Below are 19,917 nucleotides of genomic sequence, written 5' to 3'. Positions count from 1 at the left end.
AGCGTGGTCGGTTACGGAGGGCGGCTGGTTCAGCGCTGTCGAGGAGTGATGCGCGGGTGGAACGGGCACAAGAGGTCGAACCCGAGCTCGCGGGGACGACTGCGGTAGGTGTCGCACCAAGCGAGCCGACACCGACCGAAGTGCTCCGCAACCCACCGCATCCGCGCACGCGTCGATTCCCGCGCATCCGGGTCCACCGCACCGACCTGCTCGCCGCGACCGGCTACTTGGCGCTGGCAGCCACGGTGCTGTCGGGGCAGTGGCGCGATACCGACAGCGGCTACCTGATCAAAAGCGGTCAGGACCAGACGATGTGGGAGTGGTTCTTCGCGGTGACCGCGCACTCGGTGACCGCCCTGCACAGCCCGCTCGGCACCGACCTGCAGAACTTCCCCGCCGGGGTGAACATGATGGCCAACACGGCCATGTTCGGCGTCGGCGTACCGCTGACCCCGGTCACCCTGCTGTTCGGGCCCACCGTCACCTTCGTACTCGTGCTCACCCTCGGGCTGGCCGGGACGGCATTCGCCTGGTATCGGCTATTGTGCCGCGAACTCGTCGCATCGAGGTCGGCGGCCTGCCTCGGCGGGCTGTTCTGCGGTTTCGCTCCCGCGATGATCTCGCACGCCAGCGCGCACCCGAATTTCGTTGTGCTGATGCTGCTTCCGATCATCGCCGGACAGCTGATCCGGATGACGCGACGGGCGAGCGCGACCGGACCGGAGCGGCCGCGCCGACGGGTCCGCGATGCCGTAGCGCTGGGACTGCTGGTCGCGCTGCAGATCGCGCTGGGGGAGGAACCGCTGCTCATCTTCGCGCTGGCCTTCGCCCTGTTCGCGCTCGTCTATCACCTGCACGCGCCGCGCATTATCGGTCGCATTCTGCACGGAATCACACCCACCCTGACCTTGGCCGCGGTGATCACGTTGGTGCTCACCGAAATCCCGCTGTGGTGGCAGTTCTTCGGGCCGCAGAGTTATCGCTCGATCGACCACGGCCCGATGGGCAACGACCTGCGGGCCCTGGTGCAGTTCCCGTCCGAATCGCTGGGCGGCATCTTCTCGCCCGGCCAGAACGTGGCGATCAACCCGACCGAGCAGAACGCGTACTTCGGATGGCCGCTGCTGCTGTTGGTCGCGAGCACGGTGGCGCTGCTGTGGCGCGACCGGGTGGTGCGGGCCGCGGCCGTGGTGATCACCGTTTTCGGCGTGCTCTCGCTCGGCTCGGTCGCCATGATCGGCAAGAAATCCACCGGTATCGAACTGCCATGGCACTGGGCCGAACAGGTGCCGCTGCTCAGCACGGTGCTGGAGTCCAGACTGGCGATGGCCGCGATCCCGGCGATCGCGGTGGTGCTCGCGCTGGCCACCGACCAGGCGGTGGCGACCTGGAAGCAGTCGGTGGTGGACTGGAAGCCGCTGGCCTGGTTCGCGGCCCTCGTCGGCGCACTGCTGCCGTTGACCCCGACCATCCTTCCGGTGACCCAACGGGCTCCGACGCCGGACTTCTTCGCGGACGGGGCGGTCCAGCGGTACGTCACCGGCGGTTCGGTGGTCATGGTGCCGCCGCCGCGTCCGCCCGACGCGCGGGCACTGCGCTGGCAGGCCGACGCCGGCTTCGATTTCCCACTCGCCGGCGGCTATTTCGTCGGGCCGACCGGCACCACCAAGAAGGGGATCTACGGCCCGGAGGCCCGGCCGACGACCACCCTGCTGGTGCGGGCACAGGACACCGGGGTGGTGCCGCCGATCGACGCCGATACCCGCGTTCGCGCGGTGTCGGATCTGTGGTTCTGGCAGGCGGACGTGCTGGTGCTGCCCATGACCAAGAACCATGACGTGCTGCGCGAGACCGTCACGCAGTTGCTCGGATTCGCGCCGACCCGGGTGGCAGATGTCTGGCTGTGGGACGTTCGCCCACTGCGGTAGTCGCCGATCACAGCACGCGGTCTATACCATCAACCCCCGTGCGACCGGACCGATCTTCTCGAGCGTTCACCCGTATCCGCCTGATCGCCCTCGTCTCCGGATTTCTCGGATTCGTGCTGGCGCTGTCGACCCCGCTGCTGCCCGTGCGTCAGGATCGGGCCACGCTGGATTGGCCCCAGCCAGGCACCGCGAGCGTCGCGGCGCCCCTGGTGTCCTACGAGCCCCTGCGGTTGACCGCGACGCTGCCTTGCTCGTCGCTGCGGGAAGTGGGGGCGGCCGGCACCGTGCTGTCCACGGTGCCCACATCGTCCGGTCAGGCGGCCACCAAGGGGTTGGTCGTCTCGGTCGCCGACGGGGAGGTGTCGGCGGTGTTGCGCGATATCCCGCTGCTGTCGGCCCCGCTCGCCGAAGTCGGCTCCTGCGCGACGCTCACCGTCGAATCGAGCGCGGCCGCGACGACCGTGCACATCACCGGGGTGTCTCGGCAGGACGGCACACCGTTCCGGTCGACGGTCACTCGAGACATCCGGCCGCAGGTGGTCGGGGTGTTCACCGATCTGGACGCCGGCCGCCTCGGCGGCGCACAACTGCACGCGGACATCGACTCGCGTTTTTCCTCGACGCCGACCACGCTGAAGTTGGCCGCGATGATCGCCGCCGCCGTGTTCACCCTGATCGCACTGATCGCACTGCACCTGCTCGACACCAGCGACGGTCGCACGCCGCGCCGATTCCTGCCCGCGCACTGGTGGCGGGCCACGGTCGCGGACACCGTCGTGCTCGGCATGCTGGCGCTGTGGCACTTCATCGGAGCCAACACCTCCGACGACGGATACATCCTCAATATGGCCCGCGCCTCCGGGCACGCGGGCTATATGGCGAACTACTACCGGTGGTTCGCGGTACCCGAGGCGCCGTTCGGCTGGTCCTACGAGGTGCTCGCCTGGCTGACCCGGATCTCCGACGCCAGCCCGTGGATGCGGCTGCCGACGCTTGTCGCTGGCGTCGTGTGCTGGCTGGTGATCAGCAGGGAGGTGCTGCCCAGGCTCGGCGCCCGGGTGCGGCGGAACAAGGTGGCGCTGTGGACCGCGGGCCTGGTGTTCCTGGCGTTCTGGCTGCCCTATGACAACGGTCTGCGGCCCGAGCCGCTGATCGCGGCGGGCGCGCTACTCACCTGGTGCTCGATCGAACGCGCCATCGCGACCGGGCGGCTGCTGCCGGCCGCGGTCGCCGTGCTGATCGCCGCCTTCTCACTCGCGGCGGGCCCCACCGGTCTGATCTGCATCGCGGCCCTGATCGCGGGCTCGCGGCCGGTACTGCTGATCATCATCAAACGGGCCCGCGGCGCCGTCCCGACGCGGACCGGCCCGGACGCCGACGCGGCAGCCTCCGGCTCCACCACCGCCGACGCCGCGGTGAACGCCGCCGCGGCCGCGCGCCGGCCGTCCGTCGCGGACACGGTATTCCGTTTCGCCGCACTGCTCGCGCCGGGGTTGGCCGCGGGCACGCTGGTCCTCGTGGTGATCTTCGCCGACCAGACGCTGTCGACGGTGCTGGAGGCGACGCGGGTGCGCACCATCGTCGGCCCGAATGTGGCCTGGTTCGACGAACGCACTCGGTGGGACTCGCTACTGATGCTCTCCCCGGACGGTTCGCTGGCCCGGCGGTTCGGCGTCTTGGTCATGCTGCTGTGTCTGCTGGTCTGTGTACTGCAGGTGTTGCGCAAGGGACGCATCCCCGGCACCTCGCGTGGGCCGTCGGTGCGCATTCTCGGCATCGTGTTCGCATCGCTGTTGCTGATGATGTTCACGCCCACCAAGTGGACCCACCATTTCGGCGTGTATGCCGGGCTGGCCGGGTCGCTCGCCGCACTCGCGGCGGTCGCGGTGGGCACCACCGGCATTCGCTCGCCCCGCAACCGCTCGTTGTTCGCGGCCGCGGTGCTCTTCCTGCTCGCGGTAACGTTCACCGGATCCAACGGCTGGTGGTACGTGTCCAGCTACGGTGTGCCGTGGTGGGACAAAGCCCCGCTGATCGCGGGCAAGGGGCTGTCCACGCTGTTCCTCGGGCTCAGCGGCGTGGCGTTGCTGGTGGCGATCTGGCAGCACTACCGCGAACCGTACCGGCGCGAGAATGTCTCGGCCCCAGGGCGTTTCGATCGTTGGGCCTCGGCGCCGCTGACCATCGCCGCCGCGCTGCTCGTGCTGTTCGAGGTCGCCTCGCTGGCCAAGGCCGCGATCACGCAGTATCCCGCGTATTCGATCACCAAATCGAATCTGCAATCGCTGCACGGTGATTCGTGCGGGCTGGCAACAGAGGTGCTGGTGGAGACCGACACCGCGAACTCGCTGCTGTTGCCCTACACCGGTTCCCCCGCCGACGGATTGGCCGCGAAAAACAAGGGATTCACGCCGAACGGGGTCGCCCGCGACCTCACCGCCGACGCCGAAGAGACGGTCAGCGGCGGTGCGAACTCGGTGGCATCCGACTCCGAGAACAAGACGACCAAGACCACCGGCGCCGGCACCGGCGGCGGCACCACCGAGCAGCAGGGCATCAACGGCAGCACCGTCGCATTGCCGTTCGGCCTCGACCCCGCCAAGACACCGGTGCTCGGCAGCTACCAGGACGGCGAGCAGCGGCAGACCCAGCTGACCACGCAGTGGTACCGCCTGGACCTGACCGACAGCATGCGCCATGATCCCGCCTACCAGGTGCTGGCGATCACCGCGGCGGGCCGCATCCGGTCGGTCGACGCCGACGGGGTGCTCACCTACGGCCAGGAACTGCATCTCGAATACGGCGTCCGCGGCGCGGACGGCGAGGTCCGCGCGCTCGGCTCGATCGATCCGCTGGACATCGGCCCCGCGCCGTCTTGGCGCAACCTGCGGGTGCCGTTGGACCGGCTGCCCGCCGAGGTGAACGCGGTGCGCCTGGTCGCGGTGGACAACGACATCACGCCGAAGCAGTGGCTGGCGGTCACCCCGCCCCGGCTGCCCAAGCTGGCCACGCTGAATTCGGTGGTCGGCGCACACGACCCGGCGCTGCTGGACTGGCACGTCGGACTGGCCTTCCCGTGTCAGCGTCCGTTCGACCATCGCGACGGCGTGGCCGAAGTGCCCCGCTGGCGCATCCTGCCCGATCGGGTCGGCTCCGACGCGTCCAATGCCTGGCAGGACGATATCGGCGGTGGCCCGCTCGGCTGGACCGGTCTGCTGCTGAAGTCGCAGACCGTGCCCAGCTATCTCGACCACGACTGGTCACGGGACTGGGGCTCACTGGAGAAGTACACGCCCTACGATCCGAACGCCAAGCCGGCCGCTATCGACGTCACCGTCGAAAGCCGCAGCGGAATGGCCGGCGACGACCCGATCCGAGTCCGCTGACAACAAGGCGGGGCGCCGACACTATGCGCCCCGCCTCTTCTTTGCGGTGCGACTGCCTCCTGGTGCGTCTGCTTCGTAGTGTGTCACCGGTGTGCGCAGCTCGGCGGAGACCTCACCAGTTATCGCTCCGTGAACCGGCAGCATCGACTTGTCCGGTGTCGTCACCTAACCCGACGGCGATATCGGCGACAAACCGCACCCAGTAACGCCGACCTCGCAAACCACGACTTCCTTGGTGACGCTGGCCCTCGGGGGGGCCTGTCCGTCCAGTTGTCACTAATGGAATGGGATCAGGGAATGGCTTTACGCGAGTTCTTCGCGCGGCATCGCATGGCGTCGGCGGTCGTTGCGCCGGCAGTGTTGGGGATAACGGCGATTGTCGCCGCCTCGTGGGCACTGACAGCGCAGCCGCCGCAGACCGGGGATACGCAACTCACGGCGTCCGTCACGGAGTGCCACGACATGGTGACCATCTCGGTGGCCGGCCGCGGCGACACTCCCGTCGCCGGGACCACCAAGATGCTCATCGGGGCGAACGGTGAAGAATTGCCCGCCGCGCTGTCCGGCGACCACAGCAGCAATTGGGTCGATCCGGTCGTCAACGCACCGGCCGATGCGGTCGATCCCGGGTCGTACGCCGCGGTCTACATCGCCTACCCCGCGAATATGGCCAGTTATGAAGACGCCGTCACCACCGGTGTCGCGAATACCGAACAGGTGATGCGGCAGATCAGCGCGGCATGCCCCGACACCAAGTTCTCGATCGTCGGATACAGCGAGGGCGCTGATGTCGTCCGCCGGGTCGCGATGAACATCGGCCATCAGGAGGCCGACCGGGACGGCGGCTACGGGATCGTCGATCCGACCGATGTCGTCGGTGTCGTCATCCTCGCCGACGCCGGTCGCTCCGCGGGGGACGGCCCGTTCCCCGGCGCGAAGGACCCGTTCGGCAATCCCGATGGCTTCGATCAGCAATATCAGAACGGAACGAAACCGGCGCCGGGTCAGGGTGCGCTGCCGGGCACCAGCGGTGACTTCGGTGCGCTGAACGGCAAGATCGCATCGTTCTGCTCCGACGGCGATCTCACCTGCGCGGCGCCGGAGAACATCTCCTTGCTGCAATTGGCGGTCAATGTCGGCCGACAGTTGAACGTCGACGCACTGGAACGAGATGGCCTCACCCCGGCGACCGGGCAGGACGTCGCGGTTGTCCTGAGCAATATCGCACTTGCCGCATTCGCGGATATTCAGTCGCAACCGAATTGGATGCAGAGCGACGAGACGTTCCTCCAGGTGCTGCTCAGGGTGTCGGATCCGGCATACAGGCCGGGCCAGACGCCGAAGACCCCGGCGAACGCGGCGTCGATCTCGACCAACGACATGTCACCGCTGGCTTACCTGCCGCAGAAGGTGCTGAACGAGATCATCGGGCTGATCGTGACGAACCAGAACACGATCCCCGTGATCATGAGCGACCCGTACCAGCTCACGCTGGGGCCGAACGGAACAGGTCACCACTTCGACTACTGGCGCGACGCCGATGCTGCCGACGGCAAGCCATTGACTTCCGCCGAGTACGCGGCTGCCTGGCTCACCCACCTGGCGAAACAAGCGCAAGCGGGTACGCCGGTCGATACGAACGCCAAGCCGCAAGCGGCGGACCTCGCCGACGCGTACAAGGTAGTGGCCGCCACGTCGGCGGCCCCGACGAGCCAACCGACCAAGGCCGCGGGCGCGTCACCGACGACCACCCGTGCTGCCGCCGCGAAGACCGGTGTAGCCAGTTCGACGACCCCAGCGCCTACCACCACGACGACGACCGCGAAGCCGATCACCGCATCGCCGACAACCACGACGTCGACAACCGCAACGCCGACAACCGCAACGCCGACGACCACAGCGCCGCCGACTTCGGCATCGACGACATCGGCCCCGACTTCCGAGAACCTCGTGACTGTCACACCACCAGTGGCAACTCCACCGGCTCCCGCGCCGGTCGCGACACCCGCCGAGACCACCCGGCCGACCGCCACGACAACGGAATCCACGACGCCGACCACCACCAGCGCAAGATGTGGACGTCACAACGACCGCCACGGCGAACCGTCGACCTGTGCGAGTAGCCGCGACGCTCAATTGCCGGCGGCGTGAACTGATGCCGACGTTTCCCGGAACTCCTAACGATCAGCAACCTCCCAGTTGCCCACCGTCGAAATTCCGTGTCCTCGCAGTGATGTCCAGGGAGGTTGTCTCGGGTTCGTGGCGACACGGCCCTGGTTGGTGACTGGGGAAGGCCTCCGGTTGTGAAGTGGAGATGTCGAACCGCTTCACACCCAGGAGGCCTTCGTCATCCACGCTAATGCCACTTCGACCCCGCGTGCCCGTTCAAGCCTGCCTCGTTTGATTGCCGAACAAGGCTGGAGCTGCTCGGCAGCGGCGACATGGTCGCTCCCAAGACCACCCGCAAGTGACCACTACCGCAGCGAGGGCCCGGCGGGGATGGCCGACCGCAGCCCACGGCCACACCACAGCCCGGCCAGGACGCCCGAATCCGTTGTCCGGCACGTGGTCAGGTTGCGGTGGCGGCATCGGATCGGCCCGGTCCAGATCGCCGGGCGGCTCGGCTTGCCGGCATCGACGGTCCACGCGGTGCTGCCGCTCTGCCGGATCAACCAGCTCTGGCGCCTCGACCGCGTCACCGATGAGCCACTGCGCCGCTACGAACACGACCACCCCGGCTCCCTGATCCACGTCGATGTCACCAAGTTCGGCAACATGCCCTCCGACCGAGCACAGATCTATGGCGACTGAATGAGGTCGTACGACCGCCATGTCACTACGCTCGAGCGATCGTGCGTTGGATGGGTGCCTACAGGCTGAACCGCGACCGACGCGCGGCGCTGTCGCTTGTCCACGGCCGGGGACGCCGAACGGGAGCTCGAGGATCTCGGTGTATCGCCTCGACTTCGGGGAATCTCTCTTCGCTCCGGCGAATGCCCCGAATCTCTGCACCCCGTGGGATATTCGGGCGAACCGGGCAAATGACCCGTGGCGGTTCGGGGCGCACAAGTGGCCTCCTTGTTGCCGGGAACTGGATCTGTCGGATCATCCGATCATCTGGCTAAGCTCCGGACGTCGAAAGCGAGTGGAGCATGTCAGAGAGCAAGATCGTCCCCGTCCTTGCGCGCCGATCGGCGGTCGCGCGATGACGCGACGCGGGTGGGCGCTGTTCTTCGCGATGGGTGTGATCTGGGGTCTTCCCTACGCGATGATCCGGATCGCGGTAGCGGATCTGGACCCGATCGTCGTCGCGTTCGGACGGACCCTGATCGGCGGGCTGATCTTGTTGCCGATCGCGCTGTATACCAAAACGCTGGTACCGGTATTCCGCCGCTGGCGACCGCTACTGCTCTACACCGTGACGGAGATCACCGGCCCGTGGGTCCTCATCGGGTACGCGGAAACCACACTGAACAGCTCGACGGTCGGGCTGCTGGTCGCCGCCGTCCCGTTGATCGCGGTGGTGATCGTGACCGTGCTGGGCCACGACAGATTCGACGCGCGCCGAATAGTCGGCCTGATGATCGGGTTCGGCGGCGTCGCGACGCTCATCGGGATGGACATCGACCTGTCCAATCCCGCGGCCATCGGCGCGATCGGGTTGACGACGATCGGATACGCGGTGGGCCCGATCGTCATCAATCGCGCGCTGGCCGACCTCCCACCGATGGGTGTGGTGACCGCCTCGCTGCTGCTCGCCGCGGCGATCTACGCTCCGTTCGCGAGCTGGCGGTGGCCGAGGCACGTCACCGCCGACTCGGGTTGGTCGGTGCTCGGCCTGGCCATACTGTGCACGGCGGTCGCCTTTCTGTTCTTCTTCGCGCTGATCTCCGAGGTGGGCCCGGCGCGCGCCACCGTCGTCGCCTATATCAATCCGGCGGTGGCGATCCTGCTCGGCGTCGCGGCACTCCACGAGCCGATGACCGCGGGTATGGCGATCGGCTTCCCGTTGGTCATCCTCGGCTCGATTCTCGGCACCGCCCGCAGCCGCGACACGACCGCATCGCACGCGGTCCCCGCCGCGCCGGAAGCCATTGCCGGATTACCCGAGAGGTAATCGCGTTGCGGCGTATCCGTCCTGAGAATGAGAACGTGATGCCTGATCGCCGTGGCGCTCTCGCCAGGAAGGACCCGCGAATGACCGTAACCCCGGTACCGCCCACCCGCGTAGTGGTCGAGGATCTGTTGCGCCGGATCGATTCCGGTGATCCGGAGGCAATCGCGCAGTTGTACGCCGAACACACGGACTGGAAGCTGGACTGGCCGCACGCCGAACACGGTCGCGCGGCAACGCCGTGGATTCGGCACCGCTCGACCAGAACCGACGCGGCAGCGCACTTCCGCGCGATCGCCGAGCACCACGTGCCGGAGGAGGCCGCGACCCACATCGAGCGCATCCTGGTCGACGGCGACGATGCGGTAGTGCTCGGGGAGATCCGGCAGACCGCACGCCGCACCCGACGCGCGTACCGCGCACGCTTCGCCCTGCATCTCACGGTTCGCGACGGCCTGATCACCCGCCATCACGTGTACGAGGACAGCTTGTCCGTCGCCCAGGCATTCGATCCGGCAGGATGATGGGGTACGGGCAAAGGGTGCCGGACTGCACGTACCCTGCCAGGGTGCAGGATTCCACCGATCATTCCGCAGCGACAGAGTTCGCGGACGTAGCGACCACCCGCGCCGCCTATGACGGCATCGCTCAACTGTATGCCGATCTTTTCAAGCACCAGCTCGAAGGTCGGGCTCTCGACCGGGCGATGCTCGCCGCATTCGCGGAATCGGTGGCCGATCTGCGTTCCGGCCCGGTGGCCGATCTCGGTTGCGGCCCTGGAGAGGTAACCGCGCACCTCGCGGCGCTGGGTGTGGAGGTCTTCGGTATCGATCTCTCGGCACGAATGGTCGCGATCGCTCGGGCGGAATTTCCGCACCTTTCCTTCGACCAGGGCTCGATGGAGCACCTATCGATCGGCGATGGCGCCCTCGGCGGGATCGTCGCGTGGTATTCCCTGATCCACCTGCCGCCCGATCGCGTGCCGATGGTGTTGCGCGAGTTCCATCGAGCGCTCGCCGACCAAGGTCACGTGCTGCTGGCATTCCAAACCGCCGAACTGCCCGACACGGTGGAGGCCTTCGACCACAAGGTGGCTCGCGCCTATCGGTGGGCGCCCAAACGGCTCGCGCGGCTGCTCACCGATGCCGGGTTCACCGTGATCGCCCGCATGGTCCGCGAGCCGCGTCCCGACGAACGGTTCGGCCAGGCATTCCTGCTGGCGTCGAAGGTCCGGTGATCCACCGAACACACTGGGTCCGGTCCCAGGTAGTGTGTCGCGCTGGTGCACATGGCCCACCGGCATCGTGGTCGATCTGAAATCGCGACGCGTCTCACCACCTGTCGTCAGGGCCACTCATCATGGAATCCATTGCACCGGTCGGTGCCGCCTGTCTTCTGCCGAATCCCGTGAACACCCGATGCACGTCGGATCGCCGCAACGCTTCGAGCCGTCGCACGAGGCTGGGGCCGACTGCGCCCGGCGTACCACCTGACCGCGTCGCGGCCGACCGGCCGGTATGGCACGCGGATTCCCCCGGATAAACTAGAACGTGTTACCGTCAATGCACGGTGTCGCAACCAGTCGAAGAGGCCGGGGCCGCTTTATGGCGATATCTGCGGCTTGCGGCCGATTCGACGTGCAGTGACCACCGCGGATCAGGCAATATTTATGCAACTCGTTCTATGACATCTGCGCCGCGCCGTTCGCGGCGGAGCAGCGAGGGAGACCAGCACGCCATGCGAACCGAAATCTGCGAACGGCTCGGGATCGAATTTCCGCTCTTCGCGTTCACCCATTGCCGCGACGTGGCGGCCGCGGTCAGCAACGCCGGCGGGCTAGGCGTGCTCGGCGCAGTCGGCTTCACCGCCGACGACCTCGAAGTCGAGCTGGCCTGGCTCGACAAGCACGTTCCGGGCGTCTACGGCGTGGACCTGGTGATTCCGTCCAAGTACGAGGGCAAGGGCATCGACGGCCTGACCCCTGAGCAGTTGGAGGCCAAGCTGGCCGAGATGGTTCCACAGGGACACCGCGACTTCGCCGAGAAGATCCTCGCTGATCACGGTGTTCCGCATTTGCCCAAGGGCGAACGGCACAGCCAACTCCTCGGCTGGACCGCGACCACCGCGGGCCCGCAGGTGGAAGTGATCCTGCGGCATCCGAAGGCGAAGCTGGTGGCCAACGCGCTCGGCACCCCGCCCGAGGACGTGATCAGACAAGTGCAGGACTCCGGCAGGCTGATCGGCGCGCTGTGCGGCTCGGTCAAGCACGCGCTCGACCACAAGAACGCGGGTTTGGACTTCGTGGTCTGCCAGGGCACCGAAGGCGGCGGACACTGCGGCGAGATCTCGTCACTCGTGTTGTGGCCGCAGGTGATCGATGCCGTCGGCGATCTCCCGGTGCTCGCGGCGGGTGGCATCGGCAACGGTCGGCAGGTAGCCGCGGCGATGGCGATGGGCGCCGCGGGCGCATGGACCGGATCACTGTGGCTGACCGTCGAGGAGGCGAATGTGCCGCCCGCACAGATGCAGACCTATATCGAAGCAAGCAGCCACGACACCGTGCGTTCGCGCGCGTGGACCGGCAAGCCCGCCCGCATGCTGCGCAACGACTGGACCGACGCCTGGGAGCGGGCGGACACCCCCGACCCGCTGCCGATGCCGCTACAGATGATGGTTGCGCTGGATGGCGTCAAGCGCGGACACAGCTACCCGGAGGCCGCCAAGGACGTCAATTTCAATCCGGTCGGCCAGATCGTCGGCATGATGAATCGGGTGGAACGCTCCGCCGACGTGGTGAACCGGCTGGTGCAGGAATATGTCGAGGCCTGCGACCGCCTCGACAAGCTCAACGGCGGGCTCTGACCACCCGGAAACTCTCGGCCACGACCTCGGGTCGATCACGGTGCGCCCCAATAGAACTCGCGCATCGCGGTCGGTCCGCCTGCCGTCTCGGACACGCATGGCGGACCGAAGGGGTGACAGAGTCCGGCGGTGACCAGATCGTATTCACTTCGCCGCCGACGAGGTCGGTAAGACGGCAGGGCAGACGCCGCGAGAACCATATTTGTCTGAGACAATAAACTCGCACATTCGCACCGGCAGCCGAAACAAGGCCTGAACCGGCGAGCAGACCTCAGCACTTCGGCCATTCGCGACTCAGACGGGTCGTGCGGTGTACGAAATCCCGCTACGCCGTGGCGGCGTGCACCGCGCCGGACCGCTCCGCTAGGGCGCCGACGATCTCCTCGAACCGCAAGACGACCTTCTCGTGGTACGTGCCGAGCAGGTCTTCGAACAGAGCGATCTGCGCATCGGACGGTCCGGAGCCGGAGTCCCACACCGCCGCGAGCGCCCGCCAAACCAGCACGTGCAGATCCGGGGCGCCGGCGAAGTACGCCTCGACCGCCTCCGGCACCTCGAGCACCATCTCGCCGATCGAGTTCAGGATCGCCCGCTGCATGGTGCGGCCGAGCGCGGTGAGCAGCCTACGCACCAGCGCGACCTCGATGGCGAGAATCTGCGAAAAGTCCGGATCATCCTGGCGGGCCGAAGTTTCGAGCTCGTCGATCAATGCCTTCAGCTCGGCCGCATCGGCCTCGTGCGCGCTGCCGGTATACGCGAGTAGCGTCTCGAGCACCAGGCTGCGCTCGACGTCGACGATGTCGCGGAACATCTCGATCGCGAGGTCCGGCATCGGAATCGAGAACCGGAACAACTGGCGGTACACCTCGACGCCGCCCGCCCGACGGACATCACGAATCGTAAATCCCTTGCCGCGCTGGGCCTCGGCGAAGCCGTACGACTCCAGCCGACCCAAAGTCAGCTGTGCGGTAGCACGATTCATGTCGAATTCCTCGGCGACCTGACGCACCGACGGCGTGAGATCTCCCGGCTGATACTCTCCCGCGGCAACCCGGCGCGCCAGCTCATCGGCAACGTCGGCGACCACCGTCTGGGATCCCATCGAAGTCACCTTTCGACTACTTTCGAACACGTCCCAGACAGTCTAAGGCCTACCTGGGGGTACTGCACCTCTGCCATCGGGCGCCACATCGCGCACCTGCGCATCGCGGCGTAGCCACACACCCGCCCCATTGTTACCGAAACAATCAGTGCGACAACCAATCCCGCCACCGCGGGGCGATCAGTGCGGTGATCTCGTCGTAGCCCGCCGCGCCAGGATGCGCCCCGCCACCGGCGTGCACCTCGGCCATCCACCGTCCGTTCTCGCGCAACTGCTGGTGTACGCGCACGTACGGAACATCGGCCAGCGCGCAGGTCCGGGCGAACCGCTCATCGAGCGCGGCGGTGCGGATATTGTGGTCGGCGTCGTCGATCGGCGGCGGGGCGACCATCAGCACCCGCCAACCACGCTCGGCGGCCTGTTCGAGCAACTTCGCCACGGTGGCCACCGACTCATCGGGGCCTACCCGCGGACGGCCGTTCTCGTGCATCGCGTCATTCACGCCGAACGACAGCACGATTCGCGCATCCACGCCCTCGGGAAGCCGGGGGCCGCACTCGGCGAGCCACCGGCCACGGACCTCGGTCGAGGTCTGCCGACGAACCCCCAGGTTGTAGGTGGTGAGCGGCATTCCCTCCGCGTGCGACATGGCCGCGAGACGACCCGCCCAGCCGAGGCATCGAGGGTCGCCGACACCGGCGACGAACGAATCTCCGACGAAACACACACGGACGTCCACATTCATCCTGTGATCGTGGCACGGATTACGGCCTATCCGGGGCCGGGCAATATGATCGCCGAGAGTTCGACCGGGAGGGGAGTGACCATGACAGCCGAGCCGGCGTTCGCGACACCAGCGATTCCGCAGTGGTTCGCGGAATTGCTCGCCCATCGGCGCTGGGTCCGCCGCACCCAACCGTTTCCGCATGTATACGCACGCGATGTCTTCGTCCCCGAGTTCTATCAACGGCTGACCGACGAACTGGACCGGGTGCGCCGCGACCATCCCGCATTATTCGGGTCGATCGCCGAGGGATACAGCGCGGACGGGGTCCGGCTGGCCGAAATGCGCGACGGCCCCCTCGCAGTATTCACCTCACGGGAGTGGCACGACCTGATCGCCAGGGTCGGCGGAGTCGACGCGACCGGCGATGTCGAGGGATCGGTGCACCACCACCCCCCGGGTAGCCCGTTCGGCTGGCCGCACAACGATCTTAATCCAGCCTGGTTCCCCGGAGCAGCACCGGGCGCCGACGAGGTGCGGCTACCGGACGACACCGTGGATACCAAAACCGGGGATCGAGCCCCGGGCGTGGTCGCACGCGAGACCGTGCGCGCTGTCGCGGTGCTGTTCTATTTCGGCAATCCGGGGTGGGCGCCGGGTGACGGCGGCGAGACCGCCCTCTACGATCACGTCGCGGACGCCAGAGCAGTTCCTTCGGTGACTTTGGTACCGCCGCTGGACAATTCGCTCATCCTGTTCGAGGTGACGCCACGCACATGGCACACCTTCGCAGGAAACAACGTCAGGGACCGCAACAGCGTGGTGATGTGGGTCCATCGCGCCAAGGCCGATGCCGAGCGACGCTGGGGGGGAGACCTGATTGTCCACTGGTGACCGTCGTGTCTGCCTGCTCACCGGGGCAAGCGGCACCTTGGGCGACGCCTTCTGCCGCGCCTACTACCGGGATTACGACATCGTCGCCGTGTGCCGCACACGCACGCCTGCCGCGCCGTCGCAGCTGGAATGGTTCGTCGATCCGCTCGCGCCGGAAACAGCGCTACCGGAGAATGATTCGCGCTTGTTCGTAGTGCGTGCCGACCTGACTCAGCCCGGCGAGGTGGAGCGCGTGGTCGACCTCGCGCTCGCCCGGTTCGGCCACGTCGATCTGCTGGTGAACAACGCCGCGCAGGTTCGGCTGCACCCGCGCGGCATCGTCGACGGGGACGCCGCACTGGAACAGTTCGATCCGCATTTCACGCTCAATGTCGGCGTACCGCTGCGTTTTTCAGCCCGCCTGGCACAGCGGTGTTGGCTGCACCGCGGCCCGGAGAACCGCGCACGCAACCGCAATATCGTCAACGTCTCCAGTATTTCCGGTTCGGAAGTCTATCCCGGACAGACCGTGTACTCGGCGTCGAAAGCCGCACTCAACCAGGTGACGCGCAGCGTCGCCGCGGAGTTCGCCGAATTCGGCGTCCGAGCCAATGCCATCGCACCCAACAGTTTTCCCACCCTGGTGTCCACTGAGCGGGTCGCACAGGCAATCATCGAATTGGACGCGAGCACCGCGTCCGGTGGCGTGTACGGGGTCGGCGTAGAGCCGGACGCCGCGACGGGGAGCCGCAGCGTCCGACTGCCCGACACCTCGCCCACCTGAGCGCAACGCCTGCTATCCGGTCGAACCGATGCCGGTGACCTGTTCGGACAGCGTCCACAGACGCTGCGCGAGATCGGCGTCGATCGCCTGTTTGTTGCGCGGCGGCTCCAGGTCGAAACGGTGGAAGTACTGCCCGTTGATCGCCGCGTCGTTCGCGGTGGTGGCCAGGTGCACCAACGGCTCGGCGCCCTTGTCGGCGCGCAGCACGAACGGGCGCGACAGCGGTGACCGGATGAGCCTGCCGAGCCCGAATGGGGCGTTGTCGTACACATGGGTGGCGACCGCGCCGGGATGGAACGCCACGGCAGTGAGGCCGGTGTCCGCGGTGCGACGGGCCAACTGCCTGGTGAACAGGATGTTGGCCAGCTTCGTCGCCGCGTACGCGCCGAGTTGGTTGAACGACCCGGTAGGCGCGTTGATCGTGTTCAGGTCCAGCCTGGCCATCCGGTAGGTCGTGCTCGCGGTGTTCACCACTCTGGCCCGCGACTGCAGCAAGCGTTCCAGCAGCAGGTTGGTCAGCAGGAACGGCGACAGATGGTTCACCTGGAACGTCAACTCGTTGCCGTCGACGGTGACGGTGCGCTCGGGCCAAGCGCCGCCCGCGTTGTTGGCGAGCACGTCGATCCGCGGGTAGCGGTCGAGCAGCGCAGCGGCCAGTTCGCGCACCTCGTCGAAGCAGGCGTAATCGGCGATGAACGGGACGGCCGCGACCCGTGCGGCGACCTCGGCCGTGCGCTGCGGCGCTCGCCCGACCACAGCGACAGTGGCGCCACGGTCGGCGAACCGGGCCGCCGCCGCGGCGCCGATGCCGGAGCTCGCACCGGTCACCACCACGGTCTTCCCGGTCAGATCCGGTTCCTGCAGTGCCATTTTTGCCTCCAGAGCATCGGCTACCCGACCCGATCGTCATCGGATCGCCCGGATTCGGCAAGACCACACGCGTACTACGCGGCCAGTCATGGTGGAACCCGATACCACTCGCAGGTATGCCCAGAACTCCGCCGCGCCATGAACCGTCGGCTCGCAACGGTAGGTTAGGCGCACCCACGACCGGCGATAGGCGCGGAGAGGCGGAGGAGACATGCGAGTCGACGGGCGGGAGATCCCGGTCACCGGCAACCTGCTACAGCCGCTGATCCGGCGGACGAGTGACATCGTCCGCGTCGTCCTCGCGGCGCTGTGGGTCGCGGTCGTCATCGCGGCGTCGCTGATCACCCGGCCGGAATGGCTGGCGCTGGAGCGCTCGGTTTCCAATATCGTCGGGTTCCTCAACCCCGACCAATCGAACCTGGTGTATCTGGTCTACGGCACCGCGATCCTGGCCCTGCCGTTCGCCATCCTGATCGAACTGATCATCACCAGGCAGTGGAAGCTGCTGGCGGGCTACGCCGCGGCCGGGGTGGGGGCCCTGCTGCTGCTGTCCATCACCGGTACGGGGCTGTCCGCGCCGAAGTGGCACCTGCAGGTGCCGGACCGGTTGGACACCTTTCTCTCCCAGTTTCTGGACGACCCGCGCTGGATCGCGATGCTCGCGGCGATGCTCACCGTCTCCAGTCCGTGGCTACCCACTCGGCCACGACGCTGGCTGTGGGTGCTGTTGCTCGCGTTCGCGCCGATCCACCTGGTAGTCAGTACCGTGGTGCCCGCCCGGGCGATGTTCGGCCTCGCGGTCGGCTGGCTGGTCGGCGCGGTGATCGTGCTCGCGGTCGGCACGCCCGCGCTGGAGGTGCCACTGGAGGCCGCCGTGCGGGTGCTCGCCAAGCGCGGGCATACGGTTACCGGGTTCACGGTGGTGCATCCGGCGGGCCGTGGGCCGCTGGTACTGGCCGCGGCCATCGCTGGCCCGGAGCGCGAGTTGATCATCGAGTTGTATGGAAAGAACCAGCGCAGTTTCGGTGCGCTGCGCCAGCTGTGGCGCTGGCTCACCTTCCGCACGAGCGAGACCGCCGCGCTGCACGGTTCCATGCACCGAGTGGTCGAGCACCGCGCGCTGATGGCGATCGCGGTCGGTGACCTCGGACTGGCCAGCTGCACCCCGGTCGGGGTCGCGGCGCTCTCGCGCGGCTGGGTGCTCTTCGCCCACACCAAGCCGCGGGGAACATCGATCACCGAACTGCCCAGCGACGTGCTGCCGGAAGTGTGGCGGGCCGTGGACGCCCTGCACCGGGGCCAGATCGCACACGGCGACCTGCGCCCAACCGATATCCGAATCGAGAACGGCGCCACCATCTTCAGCGGCTTCGGCAGCGCCGAGTTCGGCGCGTCGGAGGCCCAGCTGCAGTCGGACATCGCACAGTTACTCGTCTCGACCACTGCGGTCTTCGGCAAGGAATCCGCCGTCCGGGCGGCGATCGATGTCCTCGGCGAACAACGGGTACTCACCGCGGCGAGCCGACTGACCAAATCCGCCATACCGACCGGGATCCGCAAGGCGATACCGGAATGGAAGGCGGCACTCGCCAGTGCCCGCGAGGAGGTACGCAAACAGACCGGGCAGGACCGGATCGAGGCCGAGCAGATCACTCGGTTCTCCCGTAACCAGATCATTCAGCTGGTGCTGCTGATCGGACTGGTGTACGTCGCGTACCCGTTCATCAGCGCGGTGCCGACCTTCTTCACCCAACTGAAGACGGCCAACTGGTGGTGGGCGGTGTTGGGGCTGGCGGTCTCGGCATTGACCTATGTCGGTGCGGCGGCTGCCCTGTGGGCCTGTGCCTCCCGTGCCGTCAGTTTCCGCAATCTGCTGATCATGCAGATCGCCAACACCTTCGCCGCGACGACCACGCCGGCGCGGGTCGGCGGCCTCGCGTTGAGCGTGCGCTTCCTGCAGAAGGGCGGCATCGGCGCGGTACGGGCCACCGCCGCGGTGGCCCTGCAGCAGGCGGTGCAGGTGATCACACACATCAGCCTGCTCGTCGTATTCAGCATCGCGGCAGGCACCTCGACGGATCTTTCGCACTTCGTCCCGGACGCGACGGTGCTGTATCTGCTGGCCGGTGTCGGCGTGGGGATCGTGGGCACATTCATGTTTGTACCGAAACTGCGCCGCTGGCTGAACACCTCGGTTCGTCCGCAGTTGCAGGAGGTGCTCGCTGAACTCGTCGACCTCGCGCGTGACCCGAAGAGATTCTCGGTGATCATTCTCGGCTGCGCCGCGATCACCCTGGGGCTGGCGGGCGCGCTGTGGGCCAGCGTAGCGGCGTTCGGCGGTGGCACCACGTTCATCACCGTCACCATCGTCACCATGATCGGCGGCACGCTGGCCTCGGCCGCACCGACCCCCGGCGGGGTCGGCGCGGTCGAGGCCGCGCTGATCGGCGGGTTGGCCGCGTTCGGCCTGGCAGCGGGTGTCGCGGTACCGTCCGTACTGCTGTATCGGGTACTCACGTGCTGGCTTCCGGTCTTCTGCGGATGGCCGACCATGCGCTGGCTGGCCGCGAAAGACCTGATCTAAGGCTTGGTAGCCAGCAGTACACCGGTCGCGGGCCGTACCGCGACGAACTTCACCGCGTCGAATCCGGCCGCGTCGAGCATGTCTCGGTAGCGACGGATATCGCTGGCAGCCACCGGATCACCAAGGTCATGCGCGATGTCGTGCGCCCGGCGCCTGGCGATGCGCGCCATGACGCGCACGACCGAGGGAAGGATCAAGCCGGTCGGATATGTGTCGGCGAGCAGCAGCCTGCCGCCTGGCCTCAGCACTCGGAACATTTGCGCGACGGCAGTGGGTCGATACGCCGCAGGGATATGATGCATTGCGAAAGTCGAGGTCACGAGGTCCGCCGACGCATCGGGCAGCGGAAGTGATTGCGCCGCACCGAGTTCGAATCGGCAGTTCGTCAGCCTACGAGAGCGTGCGGTGGCATAGTCGATCATCGGTGCAGACGGGTCGACTCTGGTGACCCGCCCGGCTCGGCTCGCCAGGACTCGCGCGAGATCACCTGGGCCGCATCCGATATCGACGACATCGGAACTTGGTACAAGGCAGGCCAGCCGGGCAATCCGCCGATTCAGACGACCGCCGCGACCGAGTAGGAACACTGTCTTGAACGCCAGGTAACGCCGCGGCTGGGTGAGCAGGACGCCGACTTCGGTGTCGTTATCCTGGGGACGAATGGGAGAGAGAGGTTCGTTTTCGGCCATG

Annotated in this window: 14 protein-coding genes and 1 pseudogene; 11 read left to right on the top strand and 4 right to left on the bottom strand. The window is 67.2% G+C overall.

What is annotated here, in order from left to right:
• The first annotated feature begins 56 nt into the window (after nucleotides 1-56).
• The 8 genes and pseudogenes from AB0B25_RS01615 to AB0B25_RS01580 all read left to right on the top strand — a co-directional run bounded on the left by AB0B25_RS01615 (nucleotide 57) and on the right by AB0B25_RS01580 (nucleotide 12,290).
• Entirely contained in the window at nucleotides 57-1,928 is a 1,872-nt protein-coding gene (locus AB0B25_RS01615) for a glycosyl transferase (protein WP_357173066.1), read from the top strand.
• 38 nt (nucleotides 1,929-1,966) lie between these two features.
• Nucleotides 1,967-5,314 (top strand): arabinosyltransferase domain-containing protein, encoded by a 3,348-nt coding sequence (locus AB0B25_RS01610; RefSeq protein WP_357173063.1) that lies wholly within the window; start codon nucleotides 1,967-1,969, stop codon nucleotides 5,312-5,314.
• Nucleotides 5,315-5,611: 297 nt separating this feature from the next.
• The gene (locus AB0B25_RS01605; protein WP_357173060.1) at nucleotides 5,612-7,465 is read left to right on the top strand and encodes a cutinase family protein; all 1,854 of its coding nucleotides are present in this window, start codon (nucleotides 5,612-5,614) and stop codon (nucleotides 7,463-7,465) included.
• Between the two features lie 198 nt (nucleotides 7,466-7,663).
• Nucleotides 7,664-8,095 (top strand): annotated as a pseudogene (locus AB0B25_RS01600) (leucine zipper domain-containing protein); the annotation flags it as partial.
• A 424-nt stretch (nucleotides 8,096-8,519) separates the two neighbouring features.
• A complete protein-coding gene (locus AB0B25_RS01595) occupies nucleotides 8,520-9,431 on the top strand; it encodes a DMT family transporter (RefSeq protein WP_357173057.1) in 912 nt (303 codons plus the stop codon).
• Between the two features lie 80 nt (nucleotides 9,432-9,511).
• Nucleotides 9,512-9,952, top strand: a complete 441-nt coding sequence (locus AB0B25_RS01590; RefSeq protein ID WP_357173054.1) for a nuclear transport factor 2 family protein — start codon at nucleotides 9,512-9,514, stop codon at nucleotides 9,950-9,952.
• Between the two features lie 44 nt (nucleotides 9,953-9,996).
• Complete coding sequence (locus AB0B25_RS01585; protein ID WP_357173051.1) at nucleotides 9,997-10,665, top strand: class I SAM-dependent methyltransferase; 669 nt, start codon at nucleotides 9,997-9,999, stop codon at nucleotides 10,663-10,665.
• A 500-nt stretch (nucleotides 10,666-11,165) separates the two neighbouring features.
• Nucleotides 11,166-12,290, top strand: a complete 1,125-nt coding sequence (locus tag AB0B25_RS01580) for a nitronate monooxygenase family protein (protein ID WP_357173048.1) — start codon at nucleotides 11,166-11,168, stop codon at nucleotides 12,288-12,290.
• 325 nt (nucleotides 12,291-12,615) lie between these two features.
• Here AB0B25_RS01580 and AB0B25_RS01575 read toward each other — a convergent pair whose 3' ends face one another.
• Both AB0B25_RS01575 and AB0B25_RS01570 read right to left on the bottom strand, forming a co-directional pair.
• On the bottom strand, nucleotides 12,616-13,392 hold the full coding sequence (locus AB0B25_RS01575) for a GntR family transcriptional regulator (RefSeq protein ID WP_357173045.1): 777 nt from the start codon (nucleotides 13,390-13,392) through the stop codon (nucleotides 12,616-12,618).
• A gap of 145 nt (nucleotides 13,393-13,537) precedes the next feature.
• Nucleotides 13,538-14,137, bottom strand: coding sequence for a GDSL-type esterase/lipase family protein (locus AB0B25_RS01570; RefSeq protein ID WP_357173042.1), 600 nt, complete (start codon nucleotides 14,135-14,137; stop codon nucleotides 13,538-13,540).
• Nucleotides 14,138-14,218: 81 nt separating this feature from the next.
• Between AB0B25_RS01570 and AB0B25_RS01565 the strand changes: the two genes are divergently transcribed.
• Nucleotides 14,219-15,010, top strand: a complete 792-nt coding sequence (locus tag AB0B25_RS01565; RefSeq protein ID WP_357173040.1) for a 2OG-Fe(II) oxygenase family protein — start codon at nucleotides 14,219-14,221, stop codon at nucleotides 15,008-15,010.
• The gene (locus tag AB0B25_RS01560; protein ID WP_357173037.1) at nucleotides 14,997-15,773 is read left to right on the top strand and encodes an SDR family oxidoreductase; all 777 of its coding nucleotides are present in this window, start codon (nucleotides 14,997-14,999) and stop codon (nucleotides 15,771-15,773) included. The genes AB0B25_RS01565 and AB0B25_RS01560 overlap by 14 nt, the downstream gene beginning before the upstream one ends.
• 12 nt (nucleotides 15,774-15,785) lie before the next feature.
• Here AB0B25_RS01560 and AB0B25_RS01555 read toward each other — a convergent pair whose 3' ends face one another.
• Entirely contained in the window at nucleotides 15,786-16,643 is an 858-nt protein-coding gene (locus tag AB0B25_RS01555; RefSeq protein WP_357173034.1) for an SDR family NAD(P)-dependent oxidoreductase, read from the bottom strand.
• A gap of 211 nt (nucleotides 16,644-16,854) precedes the next feature.
• On the opposite strand from AB0B25_RS01555, the gene AB0B25_RS01550 reads away from it, so the two are divergent.
• Nucleotides 16,855-19,227 carry a flippase-like domain-containing protein gene (locus AB0B25_RS01550; RefSeq protein ID WP_357173031.1) on the top strand — a complete coding sequence of 791 codons (2,373 nt, stop codon included), beginning with the start codon at nucleotides 16,855-16,857 and terminating at the stop codon, nucleotides 19,225-19,227.
• On the opposite strand, the gene AB0B25_RS01545 is transcribed toward AB0B25_RS01550, so the two are convergent.
• Complete coding sequence (locus AB0B25_RS01545) at nucleotides 19,224-19,916, bottom strand: methyltransferase domain-containing protein (RefSeq protein ID WP_357173029.1); 693 nt, start codon at nucleotides 19,914-19,916, stop codon at nucleotides 19,224-19,226. The two genes, AB0B25_RS01550 and AB0B25_RS01545, sit on opposite strands and share 4 nt — an antisense overlap.
• Nucleotide 19,917: the final 1 nt, after the last annotated feature.

Source organism: Nocardia sp. NPDC049190 (assembly GCF_040648115.1).
In the GTDB taxonomy this organism is placed as follows: Bacteria; Actinomycetota; Actinomycetes; order Mycobacteriales; family Mycobacteriaceae; genus Nocardia.
The sequence above is the reverse complement of the archived record's forward strand: the minus strand, read 5'-3'. Positions and strand labels throughout refer to the sequence as shown.